The sequence below is a fragment of the Mycolicibacterium fallax genome (assembly GCF_010726955.1).
GTDB classification, from domain to species: domain Bacteria; phylum Actinomycetota; class Actinomycetes; order Mycobacteriales; family Mycobacteriaceae; genus Mycobacterium; species Mycobacterium fallax.
The window spans coordinates 152,756-175,278 of the sequence record NZ_AP022603.1; the positions used below are offsets into that span (position 1 = coordinate 152,756).

Genomic DNA, 22,523 nt, shown 5'->3' on the forward strand with positions numbered 1-22,523 from the left:
GAACGGTGAGCATGACGAGCACGTCCTTTGCGCCGCTGGTGGTCGGTATCGGCGGCACGCTGCGTGCGGACTCCTCGACCGAGCGGGCGCTGCGGCACTGCCTGGACGCCGTCGAGCGGCTCGGCGGGCGCACCAAGATGTACGGCGGCCCGGACCTGGACCTGCCGATGTACGCCCCGCACCATCTGGAGCGCACCCCCAAGGCCGCCGAACTGGTGGCCTCGTTGCGGGAGGCCGACGCCGTCGTGGTCGCCTCGCCGGGCTATCACGGCGCGGTCTCCGGCCTGGTCAAAAACGCCCTGGACTACATCGAGGACCTGCGCTCGGATCCGCGGGTGTACCTGGACAACACCCCGTGGGGGGTGATCACCTGCGCCTACGGTTGGCAGGCCGCGGTCGGCACGCTCGGGCAGCTGCGGGTGATCGGGCATGCGCTGCGGGCCTGGCCCACCCCGCTGGGGGTGGCGATCAACTCGGCTGAACCGGTGTGGAACGCGGCGGGGGAACTCGTCGACGAGGCGGTGCGCAACCAGCTGGAGATGCTGGCCGGCCAGGTGCTGCGCGGGGCCCGCAGCTTTGCCGCGGCCCGCCCGGACCAGGAACAGTGAGCATGCGGTTCGTGCTCGTGCACGGTGGTTTTCACGCCGGTTGGTGCTGGGAGCGCACCATCGCCGCGCTGGAGGACCTCGGCCACCAGGGGGTGGCGGTTGACCTGCCCGGCCACGGCGCCCGGCTGGAGGAGGAGTCCACGCTGGCCGGCCGCACCGCGGCGATCACCGTGGCGATGGAACCCGGTGACGTGCTGGTCGGGCATTCCGGCGGCGGCTTCGACGCCACCCTGGCCGCCGACGCCGCACCGGATCTGGTGTCGCACATCGTGTACCTGGCGGGCGCACTGCCGAGGGAGGGGCGCAGCTACCCCGAGGCGGTGGCGATGCGTGACCGCGAGAACGGTGATTTCGACGCCGACGCCGGAAAGATGCTGCAATATCTCGATGTTTCCGATGACGGTGCGATGACGTTCGCCGACATCGAGGGTGCGCGCAGCCACTTCTACCACGATTGCGATGAGCAGACCGTGCGCTGGGCCTTCGATCGGCTGGGCCCGGAACGGTTCGGTGAGACGAGTTTCGCGCCGGTGTCGGTGCCCCGGTTCTGGGACGCCGACCTTGCGCGCAGCTTCATCCGCTGCGAACAGGACCGGGCGATGCCGCGCTGGCTGGCCGACACGGTGGCCCACCGACTCGGTGTCGAGCCGCTGAGCATCGACGCCTCGCACTCCCCGTTCCTGAGTCGGCCCGAGGAACTGGCCCGGCTGCTGGTTCATGCCACCTCCACCCGGCCCGTCGGGCCGCTGATCCCGGACTGAGGGCCGCAATGATGTTGGAGTACAAGAGCATCGAGGTTGACGGTCTGGAGACCGGCTACCTCGAGGCGGGCTCCGGTGCGCCGGTCGTGCTGCTGCACGGCGGGGAGTTCGGCGCCAGCGCCGAGCTCGGCTGGGAGCGGCTCATCCCGCTGCTGGCCACCCGGTTCCGGGTGCTGGCACCGGACCAGCTCGGTTATGGGCGCTCGGCCAAGGTCGTCGACTTCGTCGACGGCCGCGGGCTGCGGATCCGGCACGTCGCCGCGTTCTGTCGCGCGCTGGGCGTCGAATCGGCGGCGTTCGTGGGTAATTCGATGGGCGCGATCAACCTGCTGGTCGATGCGACCTCGCCCGACCCGGTGCTGCCGATGGCGAAAATGGTGACGATCTGCGGCGGCGGAGAGATCCAGCGCAACGAGCACGTCAGCGCGCTGTATGACTACGACGCCGACCTCGAGGCGATGCGGCGCATCGTCACCGCGCTGTTCGCCGATCCGGCCTATGCCGCCGACGACGACTACGTGCGGCGCCGCCACGAATCGGCGACGCTGCCCGGGGCCTGGGAGGCGATCGCCTCGGCCCGGTTCCGCCGCCCCGGATCGGAACCACCGGCCGCGGCGTCGACCGCGCGCCCCTACCACCGCATCTCGGTACCGGCGCTGGTCATCGAGGGCGGCGGCGACAAGCTGCTGCCGGCGGGCTGGGCGGCCGAGATCGCCGGTCAGATCCCCGGCGGGCGCTGCGCGGTCGTCGCGGACGCCGGGCACTGCCCGCAGATCGAAGCACCGGAGACGGTGGCCGAACTGCTGATGGAATTCCTCTCCGATTCAGAAACGGATGGCCTGTGATGAGTGCAGAACTTGCCGACAAGGTGGCGGTGGTGACCGGTGGCGCCGGCGGCCTGGGCCGGGGCATCGCCGAGCGGCTGCTGGCCGAGGGCGCGAAGGTGGTCGTCGGTGACGTCGCCGCGCCGCCTGAGCCGCTGGGCGGCGACGCGATCTTCCGGGTGACCGACGTGTCCGACATCGACCAGGTCGGTGCCCTGGTGGCCACCGCGATCGAGCAGTTCGGCGGGCTGGACATCATGGTCAACAATGCCGGGGTCTCGGGCACCATGCATCGGCGCTTCCTCGACGACGACCTGGCCGACTTCGCGCACGTGATGGGGGTCAACGTGCTCGGGGTGATGGCCGGTACCCGGGACGCGGCGCGCCACATGGCCGAGCACGGCGGCGGGTCGATCATCAACCTGACCTCGATCGGCGGCATCCAGGCCGGCGGCGGGGTGCAGACCTACCGGGCGTCCAAGGCGGCGGTCATCCAGTTCACCAAGTCCGCCGCCATCGAGTTGGCCCGCCACGAGATCCGGGTCAACGCGATCGCGCCGGGCAACATCCGCACCGCGATCGTCAGCAAGTCGGCCTCGGCCGAGGACCGCGAACGCATCGAGGCGTTCGAGGCCGGCATTCGGGCGCAGATGCGCAACGATCGTCCGCTCAAACGGGAGGGCACCATCGAGGACGTCGCCGAGGCGGTGGTGTACCTGGCCGGGGACCGGTCGCGCTACATCACCGGGGTGGTGCTGCCGATCGACGGCGGCACGGTGGCCGGCAAGGTGCTGCCGACCCGGCCAAAGTCGGACACCACCCAATAATTAATTCAATCACTTGACTTAAATTGTGGGTAACGGTTTACTGGGCCACATGGCCGCCCCGACCGCACGCCGCGAGCGTGCCGACGCCACTCGGGAGGCGATCCTGGCCGCGGCCGAGCGGCTGTTCGCCGAGCACGGCGTCTCGGCGGTGTCCAACCGGCAGATCAGCGAGGCCGCCGGGCAGGGCAACAACACCGCCGTCGGCTACCACTTCGGCACCAAGGCCGACCTGATCCGCGCCATCGTCCGCCGACACAACGAGGCCGTGGAACGGCAGTGCCAGCAGATGGTCGCCCGGCTGGGCCCCGCCCCGGTGCTGCGGGACTGGGTGGAATGCCTGGTGTACCCGCTGGCCCGGCATCTGACCGAACTGGGGGAGCCCGGCTGGTATGCGCGGTTCTCCGCGCAGCTGATGCCCGACCCGGCGCACCGCGACATCGCCTCGGCGGAGTCGCTGACCTCGGCGGCCGTGCTGCGGATCATCGAGGGCCTCAAGGCGGCGCTGCCCGAGCTGCCCGAGGAGGTGCGCGCCGAGCGCAACGCGATGGCCCGAACCCTGATCGTGCACACCTTCGCCGACCGGGAGCGGGCGGTGGCCGCCGGCGCCCCGACCCGCCACCGCGACTGGGGGACGGCCGCGGCCGCCCTCACCGATGCCCTCACCGGGCTGCTGCAGGCCCCGGTGACCAGCCCCGATCAGCGTGAGGAACAGCCATGAAGGTGACCGTCGATGCGAACAAGTGCGTCTCCAGCGGCAACTGTGTGCTCAACGACCCGGAGGTCTTCGACCAGGACGAGGACGCCGGGGTGGTGATCCTGCTGCAGGAGAACCCCTCGCCCGAACACGCCGCCGCGGTGCACGCCGCCGCGCTGGCCTGCCCGGGCCGCGCCATCACCGTCGAGGACTGACCAGGCCAATTCGCCCACCCCAATTCGTCCCGCCCCGATACCACCGAACCGACCTCGAAGGACCCCGCCATGACCGAGACCGTCGCCGAATCCCGCACCGACCTGCCCGACTACCCGATGGAGCGCTCCGGCGCCTGCCCGTTCTCCCCGCCGACCCAGATGCTGGCGATGACCGAGACGGCGCCGTTGTCGCGGGTGCAGATCTGGGACGGCAGCACGCCGTGGCTGGTCACCGGCTACGACGTCGCGCGCAGCCTGTTCGCGGACACCCGGATCAGCGTCGATGACTGCATCGACGGCTTCCCGCACTGGAACGAGCACATGCTGTCCATCTCGACGCGGCGGCCGCGTTCGGTGTTCAACACCGACGCCGAGGAGCACACCCGGTTCCGCCGGATGCTGTCCAAGCCGTTCACCTTCCGCCGGGTGGAGGGACTGCGCCCGATCATCCAGAAGGTGACCGACGAGGCCATCGATGCGATCCTGGCCGGCCCGCAGCCCGCCGACATCGTCGAGCAGTTGGCGCTGCCGGTGCCGACCATCGTGATCAGCGAGATGCTCGGTGTGCCCTACGCCGACCACGAGTTCTTCCAGGAACACGCCAACCGGGGGCTGGCCCGCTACGCCACCGCCGAAGACACCGCCAAGGGTGCGATGGGCCTGCACAGCTACCTGGTCGACCTGGTCAAAAAGAAGATGGCGAACCCGGCCGAGGATGCCCTGTCGGATCTGGCCGAGCGGGTCAACGCCGGGGAGATCGACGAGAAGGAAGCCGCCCAGCTGGGCACCGGCCTGCTGATCGCCGGGCACGAGACCACCGCGAACATGATCGGGATCGGTGTGCTGGCGCTGCTGCAGAACCCCGAGCAGGCCGACCTGCTGCGCGAGACCGATGACCCGAAGCTGGTCGCCAACGCGGTCGAGGAACTGATGCGCTACCTGTCGATCATCCAGAACGGTCAGCGCCGGGTGGCCCTGGAGGACATCGAGATCGCCGGGGTGACGATCAAGGCCGGTGACGGCGTGATCATCGACCTGGCCCCGGCGGACTGGGACCCGAACCAGTTCGCCGATCCCGACCGGCTGCGGCTGGACCGCGAGAACGCCGGCCAGCACCTGGGTTTCGGCTACGGCCGGCACCAGTGCGTCGGTTCGCAGCTGGCCCGCGCCGAGATGCAGATCGTCTTCCAGACCCTGCTGCGCCGGATCCCCACCATGAAGCTGGCGATCCCGTTCGCCGACGTCGACTTCAAGAACGACCGGCTGGCCTACGGCGTGTACAGCCTGCCGGTCACCTGGTAGCCCGCTACGGCAGCTCGACAATCACCTTGCCCAGCGCCCGGCGATCGGCGACGAACCGGATCGCCGCGCCGGCCTCGGCCAAGGGGAACCGGGCGCCGATGTGCGGGGCGATCCGGCCCGCGGCGAACATCTCGTGCAACTCCGCGGTGTCGCGCGCGGCCTCCTCGGGATGGTCGGTGAAGAACGTCCGGATCTCCATGCCGCACACCGTGATGCCCTTGAGCAGCACCAGGTTCAGCGGGATCGACGGGATCTGCCCGCTGGCGTAGCCGAGCGTGACGAAGCGGCCGCCGCGGGCCAGGGCGCGCAGCGCCGGCTCCGCGTAGCGGCCGCCGACCGGATCCAGCACCGCGTCGGCACCGACACCGTCGGTGGCCGCCTTGATCTCGTCGCGCAGGTTCTGCCGGTCGTAGTCAATGACCACCTGCGCGCCGCGCGCGGTGCACAGCGCCAGCTTCTCCGCCGACGACGCCGCCGCGATCACCCGGGCGCCCAGCGCCACCGCCAGGTCGACGGCGGCCAGGCCCACGCCGCCGGCCGCGCCGAGCACCACCACGGTGTCGCCGGCGCCGATGCCGGCGGTCGAGCGCAGCGCGAAGTAGGCGGTGCGGTAGGTGACGCCGAAGGCGGCGGCGGCGTCCAGGCCGACCCCGTCGGGCACCCGGGTCACCGCCCGGGCCTGGACCGCGACGTACTCGGCGAACGCGCCGACGAGCACCGAACCGGCGACCCGGTCACCCGGTGCAAAACCGGTCACCCCGGCCCCGACGGCCACCACCTCGCCGGCGAACTCACTGCCGGGGGTGAACGGCGGCGGCACCGCCACCTGATACCCGCCGGACAGGAACAACATGTCCGGAAAGTTCACCGCGGCGGCGCGCACCCGGACCAGCAGCTGGCCCGGACCGGCGGTGGGGGTGGGGATTTCGGTCAGCACCAGGTCCTCGGGGGTGCCGTAGGCGGTGCACCGGATCGCCCTCATGCGCCGACCCCGCGCAGGCAGAACCGCACCAGAGCGGCGATGTCCTCGGCGCCGGGCCGCTCGCCGGACCCGACGTAGCGGCGCATGGTGGCCGCGGTCAGCCGGAACACCGCGTCGGCGTCCCGGCCCGGGTCGGGCCCGCCGAGAGCGGTCACCGGCGCGAGCAGCAGCTCACGCATCGGCGCCATCACCGCATCGGTGGCCGCGCCCTCGTCGGTGCTCGACAGCTGCCCGGCCACCGCGCGACTCATGCTGATCAGATGCGGGTCCGCGACCTGGGCCAGCGCACCCTCGATCCAGCGGGCGATCTGCCCGGCCGGCTCGGGCTCCTTGCCCATCTGATGCTCCAGGTAGCTCACGATGATCCCGACGCCGCGTTCCAGCACGGCCAGCAGCAGCTCATCCTTGCCGGCGAAGTAGCGGTAGAACGCCTTTCGGGACACCCCGGCCTCGGCGACAATGTCGGTCACCGTCGGCGGCTCCGGGGCGCAGCGGTCCATCACCCGCACCGCGGCGGTCAGGATCCGCTCGACCTCCTCGTTGGCCTCGCGGTGCCGCTCATCCAGGGCGCGTTCGACGGCCGCGTCGACCCGGGAGGTCATCACGCCCGGTCCCGGGGCAGCGCCGGGATCTCATCGAACCGATCCCCGTACTTGGCGCGCGCGGCGGCGAGTCGGACGTCGGTGAACTCCGAGGGCCACTGCGGATCCTCGGCCGCATAGCCCTTGAGCAGTTGCCGGGCCAGGTTGACCTTGTGCGCCTCGGTCGGACCGTCGGCCAGGCCCAGCGCGATGCCGCCGAGCAGCACATTGACCAGCGGCAATTGCTGGGTCAGGCCCATCGCGCCGTGTACCTGGATGGCCCGCAGGCCGATCGACTTCAGCAGCTTGGCGGTCAGGATCTTGCACACCGCAATCTCGGCGCGCGCGGCGGTCTGCTGGCCGTTGTCGATCATCCAGGCGGCGTGCAGCACGGTCAGCCGGAACGGCACCAGCTCGGCGTAGGAGTCCGCGATGAACTCCTGCACCAGTTGCTTGTCGGCCAGCGAACTGCCCTGGGTGAAGCGGCTTTTCGCGCGATGGGCCATCATGTCGATGGCGCGCTGGGCCACGCCGATGCTGCGCATCGCGTGATGCAACCGGCCACCGGCCAGCCGGGACTGGGCCACCAGGAAGCCCTGTCCCGGCTCGCCGAGCATCGCCGAGGCAGGCAGCCGCAGGTCTTGGAACCCGACCAGGGAGTGGCCGGGTTCGTGCGGCAGCGAGCCGACCAGGTGATGGGTCGCCTCGATCACCAGACCGGGGGTTCCCGCGGGCACCAGGAACGTCGACGCGCCGCGGTGCACCGGCACATCCGGGTCGGTGATCGCGACGACGATCAGGAACGACGCGATCTCGGCGTGCGAGGCGAAATATTTGCGGCCGTTGAGCACCCAGTCGTCGCCGTCGCGGACCGCGCGGGTGGTGAACACCCGGGGATCGGCGCCGCCCTGCGGTTCGGTCATCGCAAAGCAAGAGAAGATCTCCCCGGACAGCAGGCCCGACAGATACTCCGCACGCTGCTCGGGGGTGCCGAAGCGGGCCAGGATCTCGGCGTTTCCGGTGTCGGGGGCCTGGGTGCCGAACACGATCGGGGCCCACGGGCTGCGGCCCAGGATCTCGTTGATCAGCGTCAGCTTCACCGCCCCGAAGCCCTGCCCGCCGAGTTCGGGCCCCAGGTGCGGGGCCCACAGCCCGCGGTCGCGGACCTGCTGTTTGAGTGGGTCGAGGATCGCGCGGCGCTCGTCGTCGGGCGGCAGGAACTCGCAGCCGGGGAAGAGCACCTCCAGCGGCTCGACCTCGTCGCGAACGAACTGCCGGATCCAGGCGAGCTTTTCCTCGAATTCGGGTTCGGTGCAGAAGTCCCAGGCCATGGTGGGTGTCCTTTCGTTACGGGATGCCGCCGTCGGCCCGCAGGATGGAGCCGGTGGTGTAGCTGGACGCATCGGACATCAAAAACAGTGCGGCGCCGACGATTTCGGGCGGCTTCCCGGCGCGGCGCAGGGCGAAGTGGCCAAATGGGTTGGTGTCGCCGAAGTCCCAGGCCTTGGCAATGTCGGTGAGGAAGGGCCCCGGCATCAGCGTGTTGACCCGCACGGTGGGCCCGAACGCGGCGGCCAGCCCCTCGGTCATCGCGTTCAGCCCGGCCTTGGCGGCGGCATAGGGGATGAACGACGGGTGCGGTCGCAGCGAGCCGTGCGTGCTGACGTTGATGATCACGCCGCCACCGGCGGCGACCATCCGCTCGCCGGCCAGCGCCGAAAGCCGGAACGGTCCCTTGAGGTTCAGCCCGACCACGGCATCGAACATCTTCTCGGTGACATCGGTCTGCTTGTCGTACACCGGCGACATGCCGGCGTTGTTGACCAGCACATCGAGCCTGCCGAACCGGTCGTAGACGGCCTCGATCAGCCCGTCGAGCTCGTCCCAGTGCCCGACGTGCACCGCGTACGGCAGGGCGGTGCGGCCGGTTTCGGCCTCGATCTCGGCGGCGGTGGCCCGGCAGCTGTCCAGCTTGCGGCTGGCGATGACGACGTCGGCGCCGCACCGAGCGGCCGCCAGCGCCATCTCCCGGCCCAGCCCCCGGCTGCCGCCGGTGACCAGCACGACGCGGTCGGTGAGGTCGAACAGGGCGCCGGGACCGTCCATCTCAGGCTCCCGTCGCGGTGCCGGCCAGCCGCGCGGCGGTCTGCATCAGGGCCGGCACCATCGGCCCCATCGCCGCGGCGACCTGCGGATCCACCGCACTGCCTTGCCGCAGCGAGGCCGCGTAGGTCTTCTCCAGCATGATCCCCAGCTTCCAGTTCGCCAGCACCAGGTAGTAATCGATGTTCTCGGTGGACAGCCCGCTGAGCTTCTCGTAGTGCGCCAGCAGCTCACCGCGCTTGGGCATGCCGGTCATGTCGAGGTAGAAGCCGTCGGCGGCGGGCTCCTCGCCCTCGTACCCGAGCAGCGCCCAGGCCAGGTCCAGCAGCGGATCGCCGACGGTGGTCATCTCCCAGTCCACGATGGCGGCCAGCCGGCCCGGGGCGCCGTGGCCGAACATGACATTGGCGAACTGGTAGTCGCCGTGCATGATGCCGGGGGTGTAGCGCTCCGGCCGGTTCCGGCGCAGCCAGTCGGCTGCCTCGTGCAGCCCGGGGAGTTCACGCACCTGGTACTTCGCCAGGAATCCGAGCCACCGGTCGACCTGGCGCTCGTGAAAGCCCTCCGGCCGGCCGAATCCCTGCAGGCCCCGGCCGCGCCAGTCCACCCGGCCCAGCATCGCCGCGCCCGCCACCAGCTGGAAGCCCAACTCCCGGCGGGCGGCCAGGTCGGTGTCGAAGGGCGGTTGCCAGCCGTCGCCCATCGGGCTCCAGCCGTCGATCTCGGCCATCACGTAAAACGGCTGCCCGAGCACCGTGCCGTCGGGGTCGGCGGCGATCAGTGCGGCGTGCGGAACGTCGGTGCCCGACAGTGCGCGCACCAGCCGGATCTCGCGGCGCAGGCCGTCGAGTCGGGCGGCGTCGGCGCGGGGTCCGGGCATCCGCAGCACCATCGGGTGGCCGCCGCGATCGATTCGGTAGAGCACATTCTGCGAGCCCCCGCTGAGCACCGTCAGCACCGGCAGCTCGCCGTCGCCGGGCGCCCCGGTGGTGTCGAGGAACCGGCCGAGGGCGCCGGGGTCCGGCGCGGGGAAATCAGACATGAATACTCCTGGGTCTAAGGACGGAGACTAACAGTCTCCTGATCAAGATCGAAGGTATTCAAGGATTTCGTGAGACGGTCGCCGGCCGTCGGCGGGTTCCCGCCGCGGTGCCGGGCCGGCCCGGACGGGCGTCCCGCGACGCGGAATTCGCGAGAATAGACTGCCGAAAAAAGAGAAGCTTATTTCCGCTGGCCGGGGCCGACGCAACGGCCCGATCTCGGCGGCAAAAACTGTGCGGTTTCGCACCCGGCTGATAACGTCATTACCAATCGTCGCGCGCGATCGGGCGCGACAGCTCAGTCGACCGAGCATTCCGCGAGCGGCGGAACCGAACGGAGGGTCTAGATGTCCATCCAGTCCACGCTGTATCCCCCCGGCGGCTTTGGTGCGCCGAAGGACCGCCGCGGGCACGCCGCCGGTGACCTGGGCCTGCCGCCCGGCACCGTGGTGTTCTCCGCCGACAATCACATCTCGGTCGCCGACGACATCTTCTACGAGCGATTCCCCGACGACCTCAAGGGCGCCGCGCCGCGGATCTGGTACGAGGACGGCGCCTACATGGTCGGCATGAAGGGCAAGTCCTGGGTGGGCGGCGACTTCGGCCGGGTGCTGATGCAGTACGACGATCTGGCCGGCGCCGCGTCGAACAACATCGCCGCGCGCATCGCCGAACTCCGTCAGGACGGCATCGAGAAGGAACTGGCCTTCCCCAACGCCGTGCTGGCGCTGTTCCACTACCCGGACAAGGCGATCCGCGAGCGGGTGTTCCGGATCTACAACGAGCTGATGGCCGACCTGCAGGAGCGTTCCGGCGGTCACTTCTACGGCGTCGGGCTGATCAACTGGTGGGACCCCAAGCGCACCCGTGCCAATCTGGAGGAGCTCAAGGCCCTCGGCCTGAAGACCTTCCTGCTGCCGCTGAACCCGGGCAAGGACGACGACGGCAACATCTACGACTACGGCGGCGCCGCGATGGACCCGGTCTGGGACGAGATCGAGGCCGCCGGGCTGCCGGTCACCCACCACATCGGTGAGACCCCGCCCAAGACGCCGTGCGAGAACAACAGTGTCGTGGTCGGCATGATGATCAACGTCGACTCGTTCCGCGAACAGTTCGCCAAGTACCTGTTCTCCGGGATCCTGGATCGCCACCCCAGTCTGCAGATCGGCTGGTTCGAGGGTGGGATCGCCTGGGTGCCGACCGCGCTGCAGGACGCCGAGCATCTGCTGGCTTCCTACCGGCACATGTTCAATCACGAACTGCACCACGACATCCGGTACTACTGGGACAACCACATGCACGCCTCGTTCATGGTGGATCCGCTGGGCCTGGAGCTGATCGACAAGATCGGCGTGGACAAGGTGATGTGGTCCAGCGACTACCCGCACAACGAGAGCACCTTCGGTTACTCGGAGAAGTCGCTGGCCGCCGTCGTGGCGGCGGTCGGCCCGGAGAACGCCGCCAAGATCGTCTCCACCAACGTGCAGAATTTCCTGGGGCTGGCGTGACCGAGCGACCCACGCCCGAGGAGATCATTCAGTACGAGAAGGACCCGAAGACCAAGATCGCGACGGTGACGTTCAACCGTCCGGAGTTCCTCAACGCGCCGACCTCGATGGCCCGGCTGCGCTACGCCGACATCCTGCGCGCCGCCAACGCCGACAACGACGTGAAGGTGGTGATCATCCGCGGCGTCGGGGACAACCTGGGCAGCGGGGCCGATCTGCCGGAGTTCATGGAGGGCAACGACAATCCGGCCGCCCGGCTGGCCGAGCTGCGGCTGGAGGACGACGGGGTCGGCGAGGTGACCTACCCGCCCAAGGGCACCTTCCGCAACGGCGCCACCATCAGCGCCTGGTATGCCAACTCCCAGGCCGGCAACCGCGCGCTGCAGGACTTCAAGAAGATCAGCATCGTGGAGGCCAAGGGCTACTGCTACGGCTGGCACTTCTACCAGTGCGCCGACGCCGACCTGGTGATCTCCAGCGACGACGCGCTGTTCGGTCACCCGTCGTTCCGCTACCACGGCTGGGGCCCGCGGATGTGGACCTGGGTGCAGATGATGGGGCTGCGCAAGTTCCAGGAAATGGTCTTCACCGGCCGGCCGTTCACCGCCGCCGAGATGTATGACTGCAACTTCCTGAACAAGGTGGTGCCCCGCGACCAGTTGGAGGACGAGGTCGCCAAGTACGCCCTGGCATGCGCCCGAAATCGACCGGTGGACACCGTCTTTCAACAGAAGATGTTCTTCGAGATCTTCAAACAGCAGCAGGGCGAATACCTGGGCAGCCTGCTGAGTGCGTTCTTCGAGTCGATGGGCAACGGGGTGGCCAACGACAGCGACGACGACCTGGACATGTTCGAGTCGATCGACAGTGGGTTGTCGGCGGCGGTCAACGACAACGACAGCAAGTTCCCGCCGGAGTTCCGGCTGTCCAAGAAGAACCGGAACAAGAAGGACTAGCTCTGGTGCAGTCCGGGCAACAGGACGCAACAACGACACCACCGCTGGACGGATACACCGTGGTGGACCTCTCCGGCGGGATCGCCGGGGGATACGCCGGCAAGCTGCTCGCCGACGGCGGCGCCGACGTGGTCAAGATCGAACCACCCCAGGGTGATCCGCTGCGCGGCTGGTCGGCCTCGGGCGCGGCGGTCGACGCCGTCGCCGGCGGCCCGCTGTTCGGCTACCTGGCCGGCGGCAAGCGCAGCCTGGTCGCCGACCCCGAGTCGGCCGCCGACCTGCGGCTGATCGAGGACCTGCTGGCCGGCGCCGAGGCGGTGCTGTGGTCACCGGGCTCGGCGCTGGCCGAGTGCGAATCGCTGGCCCCGGAGCAGATCCTGCGGCGGCACCCGCAGCTGAGCGTCACCGCGCTGACGCCGTTCGGCCTGCACGGGCCGTGGACCGGCCGGGCGGCAACCGAATTCACCCTGCAGGCCTGGTCCGGCGGGGCGATCGGGATCGGTCGGGGGGAACAGGGCCGGGCCCCGGCGCACGTCGGCGGGCAGGTGGGGGACTGGCTGGCCGGTGCTTACGCCGCCGCGCTGACGCTGGCCGCCCGGGCCGGTGGGGGAGCCCGGTTGGTGGACCTGTCGCTGCTGGAGGCCCAGATCCTGGGCCTGACCTACTACCCGGTGACCTACTTCCAGATGCTCGGCCACCCGTGGCGCGACGCACGCCGGCCGACGGTGCCCGGGGTCGCCCGGGCCGCCGACGGGCTGGTCGCACTCGGCTGCGGCACCGCCCAGCAATGGTTCGACCTGTGCGCGATGTCCGGGCACCAGGAGTGGATCGACGAGGACTCCACCCTGACCATCACCGAGCAGGCCAACCTGCACGCCGAGGAGCTCTACGCCTGGCTGGCCACCGAGCGCGTCGAGGACGTCCGCGACCTCGCCTCGGCGTTCCGCATCCCGAACTCGCCGGTCGGCAACGGCGCCAACGTCACCAGCATGGACCACTACCGCCAGCGCGCCAGCTTCGTGACCAACCCACGTGACGGCTTCACCCAGCCCGGGCACCCCTACCGGCTCGGCGGGGTCACGCTGCGCCCGCCGGCTGCCGCCCCCCGGCTGGGGCAGCACGACGCCGAAATCCGCGCTGCCGCACCGGCGGTCGCGCCGGCGCCGCGCGGCGAACCCAATCCGCTGCCGTTTGCCGGGCTCCGGGTGCTGGACATGACCACCTTCTGGGCGGGCCCGTCGGGCACCCACCTGCTGGCCATGCTCGGCGCCGAGGTCATCCACCTGGAGTCCACCCCGCGCCCCGACGGCACCCGGCTGATCGCCGGCATCCCGGTCACCGAGCCGCAGTGGTGGGAGCGCTCGCCGATTTTCTCCGGGCTGAACACCAACAAGTCCAGCCTGACCGTCGACTTTCAGACCGAGCAGGGCCGCGACCTGCTGCGCCGGCTCATCCCGACCTGCGACGTCGTCGTGGAGAACTTCACCCCGCGGGTCATCGAGCAGATCGGCCTGGACTACCCGATTCTCAAGGAGTTGCGCGAGGACATCATCATGGTGCGGATGCCCGGTTTCGGGCTGGACGGGCCGTGGCGCGACAACCCGGCGTTCGCCTACATCATCGAGGACGCCTCCGGCCTGAGCTGGCTGACCGGCTATCCCGACCGCACCCCGTACGAGCCGTATTCGCTGGGCGACCCCAACGCCGGCATCCACGCGTTGGTCGCGCTGCAGTTGGCGCTGGAGCACCGGCGCCGCACCGGGCAGGGCACCCTGGTCGAGGCCGCGATGATCGACGCGGCGCTGTCGATTGCCGCCGAGCAGGTCATCGAATACACCGCGCACGGTGTGCTGCTGCAGCGCGACGGCAACCGCGGCCCGGGTGCCGCGCCGCAGAACATCTACCAGTGCGCCGGCATCGATGAATTCGGCCGCGAGGACAATTGGGTGGCGATCGCGGTGGCCACCGACGGGCAGTGGGCCGCGCTGCGGACCGCGCTCGGGGACCCGGGGTGGGCGAGCGGCCCCGAGTTGGCCGAGGCGGCCGGCCGTCGGGACCGCCACGATGAGATCGATGCCGAGCTGGCCGCCTGGTGCCGGACCCGCGGCGGCGACGAGATCGTCGAAACGCTGTGGGCCGCCGGTGTTCCGGTGGCCAAGGTGATGCAGCCGCACCGGCAGACCGAACTGGCGCCGCTGGCCGCCCGCGGCTTCTTCGAGGAACATCGGCACCCGGTGGCCGGGCTCGCCGCGCACAGCACCGTCCCGGCCCGGATGTCGGTGGCGCCATCGCGCTTCCACCGCGCCCCGGCCCCACTGCTCGGCCAGCACAACGCCGAGATTCTCTCGGGGCTCGGGTATTCCGAGGCCGAGATCGCCGCCCTCGCCGAGGCCGGGGTGATCGGGACCGCCCCGGCGATGGGCGGCCGAAAGGCCACCTAGAAACAGCAGAGCCGGGAGTCCCCCTCAGGTCTCCCGGCTCCGTTCTGGGTGCCGCTACTTCAGGCAGCTGCCCGCGTCCACGGGCAGGGTCACCCCGGTGATGTAGCGGGCCTCGTCGGAGGCCAGGAACAGCACCGCGTTGCTGATGTCGACGGCTTCCACCCACGGGATCGGCAGGGTGTGGAACAGCTGGCAGATCGGCGCCATGTCGTCGGGGCCAGGGTTCTCCAGGTCCGGGCGGAACATCTTGAAGGTGCCCTCGTTGTGCAGCATCGGGGTGGCGACGTGCGTCGGGTGCACGGTGTTCACCCGGATGCTGTGCTGCCCGAGCTCGACGGCGAAGCCGCGCATCAGGCCGACCACGCCGTGCTTGGCCGCGACGTAGTTGCCGCAGTGCGGGTAGGCCTTCAGGCCGCCGACCGAGCTGGTCAGCACGATCGAGCCGCCCTTGCCGCCGGCGATCAGATGCGGCACGCCGGCCTTGACCGACTTCCACACCCCGGACAGGTTGATGTCGATCATCTCGTCCCAGTCCAGCTGGCTGGTCTCGTGCAGCACGTCGCCGCCGTTGCCGATGCCGGCGTTGGCGACGATGATGTCCAGCCCGCCGAGCTGCTCGACGCCGCTGTCCACGGCGGCCTTGACGCCGTCGAAGTCACGGACGTCGACCTCGGCGGTCACCACCCGGCGACCCAGTCCCTTGACCAGCTCGGCGGTTTGGGCCAGATCGTCGGACGTCGATGCCGGGATGGCGGTCTCGGTGCCGGGGCGGATCGGCGCGCAGATGTCGATCGCGATGATGTCGGCGCCCTCCTCGGCCAGCCGCACCGCGTGGCTGCGGCCCTGGCCGCGCGCCGCGCCGGTGACCAGCGCGACCTTGCCGTCGACTCTTCCTGCCATGTGTTTCCTCGCTTCTCGGGGTTGGTGGTGCTCAGGGATGTGCTGGAACGGGATTGCTTCGGGTGTTCACCCGACGAAGGTGGGCATGGCTTCCCAGCCGCGTACCGCAGTGGTCTGGGACGGCTTGGCGTTGGCCCAGTCGACCTCCCACTCGGGGAAGCGCTTGAGGATTTCCTCCAGCGCGATCCGGCCCTCCAGCCGGGCCAGGGCATTGCCCATGCAGAAGTGCGTGCCGGCGCCAAAGGTCATGTGCGAGCGCTGTTCCCGGTGGATGTCGAACACCTCGCCGTCCGGCGGGAAGCGCCGGTGGTCGCGGTTGGCGGCGCCGATCAGCATCAGCATCGCCGAGCCCTCGGGCACCGTCTGGCCGTAGTACTCGACATCGCGCGCGACGTAACGGGCGATCTGCAGCGCCGGCGGCTCCCAGCGCAGGATCTCTTCGATGGCCTGCGGGATCAGGCTCGGATCGGCGGCCAGCTGGGCGCGCTGCTCGGGGTAGTCCGCCAGAGTCTTTGCGGCCCAGCCGATCAGCCGGGTGGTGGTCTCGGCGCCCGCCGTCGCGATGACGATCAGGTACATCAGCAACTCGTCGCGCGACATCTTGCGTCGCACCCCGGTCTCATCCTCGAACTCGGCGTTGAGCAGGTCGGTCATGATGTCGTCGGAGGGGTGCTCCATCCGCCAGTCCAGGAACTCGCCGAACACCTCGCCGGTGGCCAGCGTGTCGACCTTCTCCTTCTGCAGCGTCTCTTCGCCGTGATCGGTGATGGCGCGCTGGCGATCCTCGGGGATGCCCAGCAGCATGCCGATCACCCGCATCGGCATCTGCTCGCCCAGATCGTTGACGAAATCGAACTTCCCGGTTCCGACGATCGGGTCCAGGCAGCGCGCGGTGAACTCGCGGATCTGCGGCTCCAGCGCCAGCACCTTGCGCGGGGTGAACACCCGGGACAGCAGATTGCGGTGGATGTTGTGGATCGGCGGATCCTCGAAGATCAGCGTGCCGGGCGGAATCTCCATGCCGGACTTGATGATCTCCAACAGTGCGCCGCGTCCGGAGATGAACGTCTCGTGGTCGATGACCGCCTTGTTCACGTCGTCGAAACGGCTCAGCGCGTAGAAGTCCTGCTGCTCGTTGTAGTACAGCGGGGCCTCTTCCCGCAGCCGGGCGAACACGGCGTAGGGATTCATGTTCAGCTCGACGCTGTAGGGGTCGTAGTACAGGTCGGCCTCGGTCGTGGTCATCTCAGCGCTCCGGGTTCTCGACCGCGTCGAAGGTGATGTGGATGTCGGTGAGCCCGCGCAGGATGAAGGTCGGCTCGTAGCTGAAACGACGGTCCTCGGCCGGGCCGTGGAACTCCTCGTCCAGGGCGATGTTGGTCATCCGGTCCAGGATCCGCTCGATCGACACCCGGCCCTCGACCCGGGCCAGCGGGCCGCCGGGACAGGAGTGCGCGCCCCGGCTGAACGCCAGGTGCTCGCGGACGTTGTGCCGGTCGATGTCGAACTCGTGCGGGCACTCGAAACGCCGGGGATCGCGGTTGATCGCGCCCGGGTTGATCATCAAGATGGTGCCGGCCGGGATCTCCACCCCGCCGAGCACGGTGTCCTTCTTGGCCAGCCGGAACGCCGACTTGACCGGGCTCTCCATCCGCAGCATCTCCTCGACGAAGTTCGGGATGCGGGAGCGATCGTTGCGCAGTCGATCGACCACCTCGGGATGCTCGGCGAGCACCCGCATGGCGGCGGACAGCAGCTTGGTGGTGGTCTCCTGGCCGGCGGCGAACAGGAACGTCGCGCTCTTGACCACGTCGATGATCTCGGGGGTGTCACCCTCGGGGTACTTGGCGGTGGCCAGGCCGGTCAGGATGTCCTCGCGCGGGTTGGCCCGGCGGTCCTCCAGGTAGGCGCTGAACTTGTCCTCGAGCCACTGCAGCGGGTTGTGGTCCATGGTGTTGCCGTCCAGCGATCCCACGGCGTTGCCGGGGCGCGGCGCCAGCATCTGGCGGAACTCCTCGTGGTCCTCCTCGGGCACGCCGAGCAGGTCGCAGATCACCAGCATGGAGAACGGCTTGGCGTACTCCTCCAGGAACTCACACTTGCCGTTGGCCAGCACGTCGTCGAGGAACTTGTCGGCTAGCGGCCACATGAAATCCTCGTTCTCCTTGAGCCGCTTGGGCGTCAGGAGCCGGTTGAGCAGTGACCGGGCCCGGGTGTGCTGCGGCGGGTCCATGGTGACCATGTGCTCGCTCATCAGCAACTGATCTCGGTGCGCCTCGATCTGCTCGGTGATGTCCGGGCCCTCGGGGGTGAAGGGCAGCGGCGGGAAGGGGCCGCCGACGGCGATGCAGGACGAGAACAGGTCGGCGTCCTTGTAGACGATCGAGGCCTCTTCGTGTCCGGTCACCGCGACCACGCCGTAATTCGACGTCTTGAGAACCGGGCATTGCGACCGCTGGTAGTCGTAATACGGGTACGGATCGGGGACCAGGGCGGGATCGGTGAAGTAATCGATGTTGTCGAAGTCGACACCGGACTCGGTTTGCGTCAAGGCGGAATTCTCCTGAAGGGGCTGACAGGTGCTGAGCACCTGCTTAGCATGTGACGTGGGGCACGGTCAAGAACCGGCGGTGCCCTACCATGGCGCCCGGCGGTCGAGGGCAAACAGAGAGGGCAAACCATGGCATCCCCCGCGGCATCCCCTGCGGCTTCGGCCGCCGGCGCGCAGCGACGGTTGGGCGCCCCGGAGGCGAAGAACCGGACCGTGCTGCTCGACGCGGCCGAGGCGTTGATGCGGGAAGAGGGCTACGCGGCGGTCACCTCGCGCCGGGTCGCGGAGAAGGCCGGGCTCAAACCGCAGCTGGTGCACTACTACTTCCGCACCATGGACGCACTGTTCCTGGAGCTGTTCCGGCGTCGGGCCGAACAGATGCAGTACTACCAGGAACTGGCGCTGCGCTCGGCGCAGCCGCTGTGGGCGTTGTGGGAGCTCAACACCGATCCGGCCGGTACCGGGATGACGATGGAGTTCATCGCGCTGGCCAACCACCGCAAGACGCTGCGCGCGGAGATCGCCCGGTTCGGCGAGCGTTTCCGCCGCGAACAGATCCGGGTGTTCACCGAGGCGATGGCACGCTACAACGTGCCGTTCGAGGAGTTCAGCCCGACGGTGCTGATCGTGCTGCTGACCGGGGCCACCCAGGTGCTGGTGCAGGAGGAGCTGCTGGACATGACCGTCGGGCACCGCGAGACCCATGAGTTCGCCGACCGCTGGCTGACCTATCTGGAGGGTCCCCGGGCGCTGCCCGAGGACTGGCGCAGCGCCGCCGCCGAGCTCCCGGAAGACGTCTCCGACCAGGACTGATGTGCCATCCCCTGCCGGCTTATTGCTTTGCGCGCAGTTGTGAGAATATGATTCTCGTCAACCGGAAGGGAGAATTTCATGGGTCAACTGTCGCACAGGGTCGACATTCCGTTTCCGCTCTTCGACGCGGACAACCACCTCTACGAACCCCCGGAGGCGCTGACCACGTACCTCCCCAAGGAGTACAAGGACGTCGTCCAGTACGTCGAGGTCGAGGGCCGCACCAAGATCGCGATCCGCGGCCAGATCAGCAACTACATTCCGAACCCGACCTTCTCGGTGGTCGCCAAGCCCGGCGCCTGGGAGGAGTACTTCAAGTTCGGCAACCCCGACGGCAAGAGCAAGCGTGAGCTGTTCGGCGAGCCGATGAAGTCCATCCCGGCCTTCTTCGAGCCCGCGCCGCGGCTGGAGCTGATGGATCAGCTCGGCCTGGACCGCACGCTGATGTTCCCGACGCTGGCCAGCCTGGTCGAGGAGCGGCTGCGCGACGATCCGGTCGCCATCCACGTGCTGATCCACTCGCTGAACCAGTGGCTCGACGACGTGTGGGGCTTCAACTACAAAAACCGCATCTTCACCACCCCGGTGATCACCCTGCCCCTGGTGGACAAGGCGATCGAGGAGCTGGAGTGGGCCGTCAAGCGCGGCGCCCGCGCGATCCTGGTGCGCCCCGCCCCGGTGCCCGGGTTCCGCGGTCCGCGCTCGTTCGCGCTGCCCGAGTTCGATCCGTTCTGGCGCAAATGCGTCGAATACGACGTGTTCGTCGGCATGCACTCCTCCGACAGCGGCTACTCGCGCTACACCTCGGAGTGGGACGGCGCGGCGCAGGAGATGCTGCCGTTCCAGACCAACGCGATGGCGATCCTCAACGAGTGGCGCCCGATCCAGGACGCGGTGGCCTCCTGGGTGATCCACGGCGCGCTGTTCCGGCACCCGAAGCTGAAGGTCGGCATCGTTGAGGCCGGCTCCAAATGGATGTTCCCGCTGCTGGATTCGATGGCCGAGGTGTACAAGAAGGCTCCCGAGGCCTTCCTGGGCAACCCGATGGAAGAGATCAAGAACCGGATCTACGTCTCGCCGTTCTACGAGGAGGGCATCGACGATCTGATCGACCTGATCGGTGTCGATCAGGTGCTCTACGGTTCGGACTGGCCGCATCCGGAGGGGCTGGCCGAGCCGACCCACTACGTCACCGCGCTGGAGCATCTCTCGGTCGAGGACCAGGCCAAGATCATGGGTGGCAACCTCGGACGCCTCGTCACGGTGTGACGTCGCGCCGCATGGCAACACAATCGAATTGGGAGACCATCCCCGAGATGGTGCTGTCCGTCGGCGACCGCTTCGGAGATTCCGAGGCGGTCGTCGACGGCGCCCTGCGGCTGAGCTTCACTGAACTCGCCGACCGGGTTCGGTGCGCCGCCGGGGCATTCCGTGCCGAGGGCATCGGCCGCGGTGACCGGGTGGCGATCTGGGCGCCCAACTCCGCCCACTGGCTGATCGCCGCGTTCGGCCTGCTGACCGCGGGCGCGGTGCTGGTGCCGGTCAACACCCGGTTCAAACCCGACGAGGCCGCCGACATCATCACCCGCAGCGGAGCGAAAGCCGTTCTGGTGCAACAGGGTTTCCTCGGACTGGACTACACCGGCCCGGCTGGGGTGCGCACCATCGACCTCGGCTCGGACTTCCTGACCTCCGGATCGCCGTATGAGTGCCCGGGCATCACCGGCGGTGACGTCGCCGACATCATCTACACCTCCGGCACCACGGGCCGGCCCAAGGGGGTGATGACCAGCCACGCCCAGAACCTGCGGCTCTACGCCGAGTGGACCGACCTGGCCGATCTGCGCCGCGGCGACCGGTACCTGATCATCAACCCGTTCTTCCACACCTTCGGCTACAAGGCCGGCTGCATCGCCTCGATGATCCGCGGCGCGACCGTGCTGCCGATGCCGGTGCTTGACCTGGACGAATTGGTGAGCATCGTGGAACGCGAACGCATCACCATGCTCCCCGGGCCGCCGACGCTGTACCACTCGCTGCTGGAGGTGGCCCGCGACCCAGGGGCCCGGGCCCGGCTGGCGACCCTGCGGGCCGCGGTGACCGGCTCGGCCGACATCCCGGTGGAACTGATCCGCCGGGTGCACGACGAGCTGCCGTTCCAGACGATCATGACCGGCTACGGTCTCACCGAGGCCGGCACCGTGACCGCCTCGCGGCGCGGGGACTCCTTCGCCGACATCGCCGGCACCGTCGGAATAGCTTGCGCCGACATGGAACTGGCCACCGCCGAGGACGGCGAACTACTGGTTCGCGGGTACAACGTGATGCTGGGCTACCTCGATGACCCGGAGGCCACCGCGGCCGCGGTCGACCCCGACGGCTGGCTGCACACCGGCGATCTGGCCACCATCGACGACGACGGCCGGGTGCGCATCGTCGGGCGCAAGAAGGACATGTTCATCGTCGGCGGGTTCAACGCCTACCCGGCGGAGATCGAAAGCTACCTGCTGGAGCACCCCGGCGTCGCGCAGGTGGCCGTCGTCGGCAGCCCCGATGAGCGGATGGGACAGGTCGGCAAGGCGTTCGTGGTGCGCGCGGCCGGAACGGCACTGGCCGAGGCCGATCTGCTGGATTGGGCGAAGGCGCGGATGGCCGGCTACAAGGTCCCGCGCCGGGTAGTGTTCCTCGACGAGTTGCCGTTGAATGCCACCGGCAAGGTGATGAAGGATCAACTGGTGTGAGGCGCCCATGAGCGAGGGCAACCCCAGCATCGCGGGGATGTACCGGCACTCGATGGTGATCGCCTCGGACTTCCGCATACCGTCGCCGGAGAAGGTCCGGCCGCTGCTGGAGCGCAACCGGTCGGGGCTGGCCGAGATGGGCGCCCACCACGTGCTGATCTATCGCAGCATCGCCGAACCCGGCCGGGTGCTGGTGATGATCGGGTTGGGCGGTCGCGAGCCGGTGGTGGATCTGCTGCGCTCCGGGGCCTTCCACAGCTGGTTCGACACCGTCGGCGTGCAGGATCTGCCCGCGGTGTTCGCCGGGGAGATCATCGAACGCTTCGACTTCACCGAGCACGGCGGTGGTGGCGATGAGCCCGGGCACGCGGTGATCGCCGCGATCGTCGCGGCCCAGGACACCGCGCTGCTGGCGGTGAACCTGGGGGCCTCCCGGGAACGGTTCCGGGCCGCCGGGATCCGCAAGACGTGGGTGTTCGGGGCCTTTGACGATCCCGGTGAGGTGCTGATCCTGCAGGAGGTTGCCGACGAAGCGGCGGCCAAGGCGTGGGTGCGTCGGCACGACGCGGCCGCGGACTGGATGGCCGAGACCGGCATCGGCGTCTACCCGCCGCTGTTCCTCGGCGAATTCGTCGCACTGGTCGAGGTCGACCCGCCGGCGTGAGCCGGCCGT

Annotated in this window: 22 protein-coding genes; 14 read left to right on the top strand and 8 right to left on the bottom strand. The window is 69.2% G+C overall.

What is annotated here, in order from left to right; genetic code table 11:
- Window positions 1-11: 11 nt before the first annotated feature.
- The 7 genes from G6N10_RS00735 (at window position 12) to G6N10_RS00765 (ending at window position 5,231) form a co-directional block, all read left to right on the top strand.
- Window positions 12-608, top strand: coding sequence for an NADPH-dependent FMN reductase (locus G6N10_RS00735; RefSeq protein ID WP_085093530.1), 597 nt, complete (start codon window positions 12-14; stop codon window positions 606-608).
- 2 nt (window positions 609-610) lie between these two features.
- Complete coding sequence (locus G6N10_RS00740; RefSeq protein WP_085093532.1) at window positions 611-1,369, top strand: alpha/beta fold hydrolase; 759 nt, start codon at window positions 611-613, stop codon at window positions 1,367-1,369.
- Window positions 1,370-1,377: 8 nt separating this feature from the next.
- Window positions 1,378-2,214, top strand: coding sequence for an alpha/beta fold hydrolase (locus G6N10_RS00745; protein WP_085093534.1), 837 nt, complete (start codon window positions 1,378-1,380; stop codon window positions 2,212-2,214).
- Entirely contained in the window at window positions 2,214-3,020 is an 807-nt protein-coding gene (locus G6N10_RS00750; protein ID WP_085093536.1) for an SDR family NAD(P)-dependent oxidoreductase, read from the top strand. Before G6N10_RS00745 ends, G6N10_RS00750 begins: the two co-directional genes overlap by 1 nt.
- Before the next feature lie 49 nt (window positions 3,021-3,069).
- Window positions 3,070-3,738 carry a TetR/AcrR family transcriptional regulator gene (locus G6N10_RS00755; RefSeq protein ID WP_085093538.1) on the top strand — a complete coding sequence of 223 codons (669 nt, stop codon included), beginning with the start codon at window positions 3,070-3,072 and terminating at the stop codon, window positions 3,736-3,738.
- Window positions 3,735-3,929: a ferredoxin gene (locus tag G6N10_RS00760; protein WP_085093540.1), complete on the top strand. Its 195-nt coding sequence runs from the start codon at window positions 3,735-3,737 to the stop codon at window positions 3,927-3,929. The genes G6N10_RS00755 and G6N10_RS00760 overlap by 4 nt, the downstream gene beginning before the upstream one ends.
- A gap of 69 nt (window positions 3,930-3,998) precedes the next feature.
- Window positions 3,999-5,231: a cytochrome P450 gene (locus tag G6N10_RS00765; protein ID WP_085093542.1), complete on the top strand. Its 1,233-nt coding sequence runs from the start codon at window positions 3,999-4,001 to the stop codon at window positions 5,229-5,231.
- Between the two features lie 4 nt (window positions 5,232-5,235).
- Here the strand turns inward: G6N10_RS00765 and G6N10_RS00770 are convergent, their stop codons facing one another.
- Genes G6N10_RS00770 through G6N10_RS00790 form a run of 5 tightly spaced genes read right to left on the bottom strand, consistent with a single transcriptional unit; the run spans window position 5,236 to window position 9,939 of the window.
- Window positions 5,236-6,213, bottom strand: a complete 978-nt coding sequence (locus G6N10_RS00770) for an NADPH:quinone oxidoreductase family protein (RefSeq protein WP_085093544.1) — start codon at window positions 6,211-6,213, stop codon at window positions 5,236-5,238.
- On the bottom strand, window positions 6,210-6,815 hold the full coding sequence (locus G6N10_RS00775) for a TetR/AcrR family transcriptional regulator (protein ID WP_085093546.1): 606 nt from the start codon (window positions 6,813-6,815) through the stop codon (window positions 6,210-6,212). The genes G6N10_RS00770 and G6N10_RS00775 overlap by 4 nt, the downstream gene beginning before the upstream one ends.
- Window positions 6,815-8,125: an acyl-CoA dehydrogenase family protein gene (locus tag G6N10_RS00780; RefSeq protein ID WP_085093548.1), complete on the bottom strand. Its 1,311-nt coding sequence runs from the start codon at window positions 8,123-8,125 to the stop codon at window positions 6,815-6,817. Before G6N10_RS00780 ends, G6N10_RS00775 begins: the two co-directional genes overlap by 1 nt.
- 16 nt (window positions 8,126-8,141) lie before the next feature.
- Window positions 8,142-8,900: an SDR family NAD(P)-dependent oxidoreductase gene (locus G6N10_RS00785; protein WP_085093550.1), complete on the bottom strand. Its 759-nt coding sequence runs from the start codon at window positions 8,898-8,900 to the stop codon at window positions 8,142-8,144.
- Window position 8,901: 1 nt separating this feature from the next.
- A complete protein-coding gene (locus G6N10_RS00790) occupies window positions 8,902-9,939 on the bottom strand; it encodes a phosphotransferase family protein (RefSeq protein WP_085093551.1) in 1,038 nt (345 codons plus the stop codon).
- Between the two features lie 345 nt (window positions 9,940-10,284).
- Here G6N10_RS00790 and G6N10_RS00795 point away from each other — a divergent pair, with 345 nt between their 5' ends.
- The 3 genes from G6N10_RS00795 to G6N10_RS00805 are packed head-to-tail and all read left to right on the top strand — an operon-like array spanning window position 10,285 to window position 14,845.
- A complete protein-coding gene (locus G6N10_RS00795) occupies window positions 10,285-11,448 on the top strand; it encodes an amidohydrolase family protein (protein ID WP_085093553.1) in 1,164 nt (387 codons plus the stop codon).
- A complete protein-coding gene (locus tag G6N10_RS00800) occupies window positions 11,445-12,404 on the top strand; it encodes an enoyl-CoA hydratase/isomerase family protein (RefSeq protein WP_085093555.1) in 960 nt (319 codons plus the stop codon). The genes G6N10_RS00795 and G6N10_RS00800 overlap by 4 nt, the downstream gene beginning before the upstream one ends.
- 2 nt (window positions 12,405-12,406) lie before the next feature.
- Window positions 12,407-14,845 carry a CaiB/BaiF CoA-transferase family protein gene (locus tag G6N10_RS00805; RefSeq protein WP_407664007.1) on the top strand — a complete coding sequence of 813 codons (2,439 nt, stop codon included), beginning with the start codon at window positions 12,407-12,409 and terminating at the stop codon, window positions 14,843-14,845.
- A 54-nt stretch (window positions 14,846-14,899) separates the two neighbouring features.
- Here the strand turns inward: G6N10_RS00805 and G6N10_RS00810 are convergent, their stop codons facing one another.
- The 3 genes from G6N10_RS00810 to G6N10_RS00820 all read right to left on the bottom strand — a co-directional run bounded on the left by G6N10_RS00810 (window position 14,900) and on the right by G6N10_RS00820 (window position 18,296).
- Window positions 14,900-15,745 (bottom strand): mycofactocin-coupled SDR family oxidoreductase, encoded by an 846-nt coding sequence (locus G6N10_RS00810; protein ID WP_085093559.1) that lies wholly within the window; start codon window positions 15,743-15,745, stop codon window positions 14,900-14,902.
- Between the two features lie 66 nt (window positions 15,746-15,811).
- Complete coding sequence (locus G6N10_RS00815; RefSeq protein ID WP_085093561.1) at window positions 15,812-16,990, bottom strand: cytochrome P450; 1,179 nt, start codon at window positions 16,988-16,990, stop codon at window positions 15,812-15,814.
- A gap of 1 nt (window position 16,991) precedes the next feature.
- The gene (locus G6N10_RS00820; protein ID WP_085093563.1) at window positions 16,992-18,296 is read right to left on the bottom strand and encodes a cytochrome P450; all 1,305 of its coding nucleotides are present in this window, start codon (window positions 18,294-18,296) and stop codon (window positions 16,992-16,994) included.
- Between the two features lie 129 nt (window positions 18,297-18,425).
- Here G6N10_RS00820 and G6N10_RS00825 point away from each other — a divergent pair, with 129 nt between their 5' ends.
- The 4 genes from G6N10_RS00825 (at window position 18,426) to G6N10_RS00840 (ending at window position 22,514) form a co-directional block, all read left to right on the top strand.
- The gene (locus tag G6N10_RS00825) at window positions 18,426-19,109 is read left to right on the top strand and encodes a TetR/AcrR family transcriptional regulator (RefSeq protein ID WP_085093565.1); all 684 of its coding nucleotides are present in this window, start codon (window positions 18,426-18,428) and stop codon (window positions 19,107-19,109) included.
- 78 nt (window positions 19,110-19,187) lie between these two features.
- On the top strand, window positions 19,188-20,378 hold the full coding sequence (locus G6N10_RS00830; RefSeq protein WP_085093567.1) for an amidohydrolase family protein: 1,191 nt from the start codon (window positions 19,188-19,190) through the stop codon (window positions 20,376-20,378).
- 11 nt (window positions 20,379-20,389) lie between these two features.
- On the top strand, window positions 20,390-21,850 hold the full coding sequence (locus tag G6N10_RS00835) for a FadD3 family acyl-CoA ligase (RefSeq protein WP_085093569.1): 1,461 nt from the start codon (window positions 20,390-20,392) through the stop codon (window positions 21,848-21,850).
- A gap of 7 nt (window positions 21,851-21,857) precedes the next feature.
- Window positions 21,858-22,514: a fatty-acid--CoA ligase gene (locus G6N10_RS00840; RefSeq protein ID WP_085093571.1), complete on the top strand. Its 657-nt coding sequence runs from the start codon at window positions 21,858-21,860 to the stop codon at window positions 22,512-22,514.
- Window positions 22,515-22,523 lie beyond the last annotated feature (9 nt).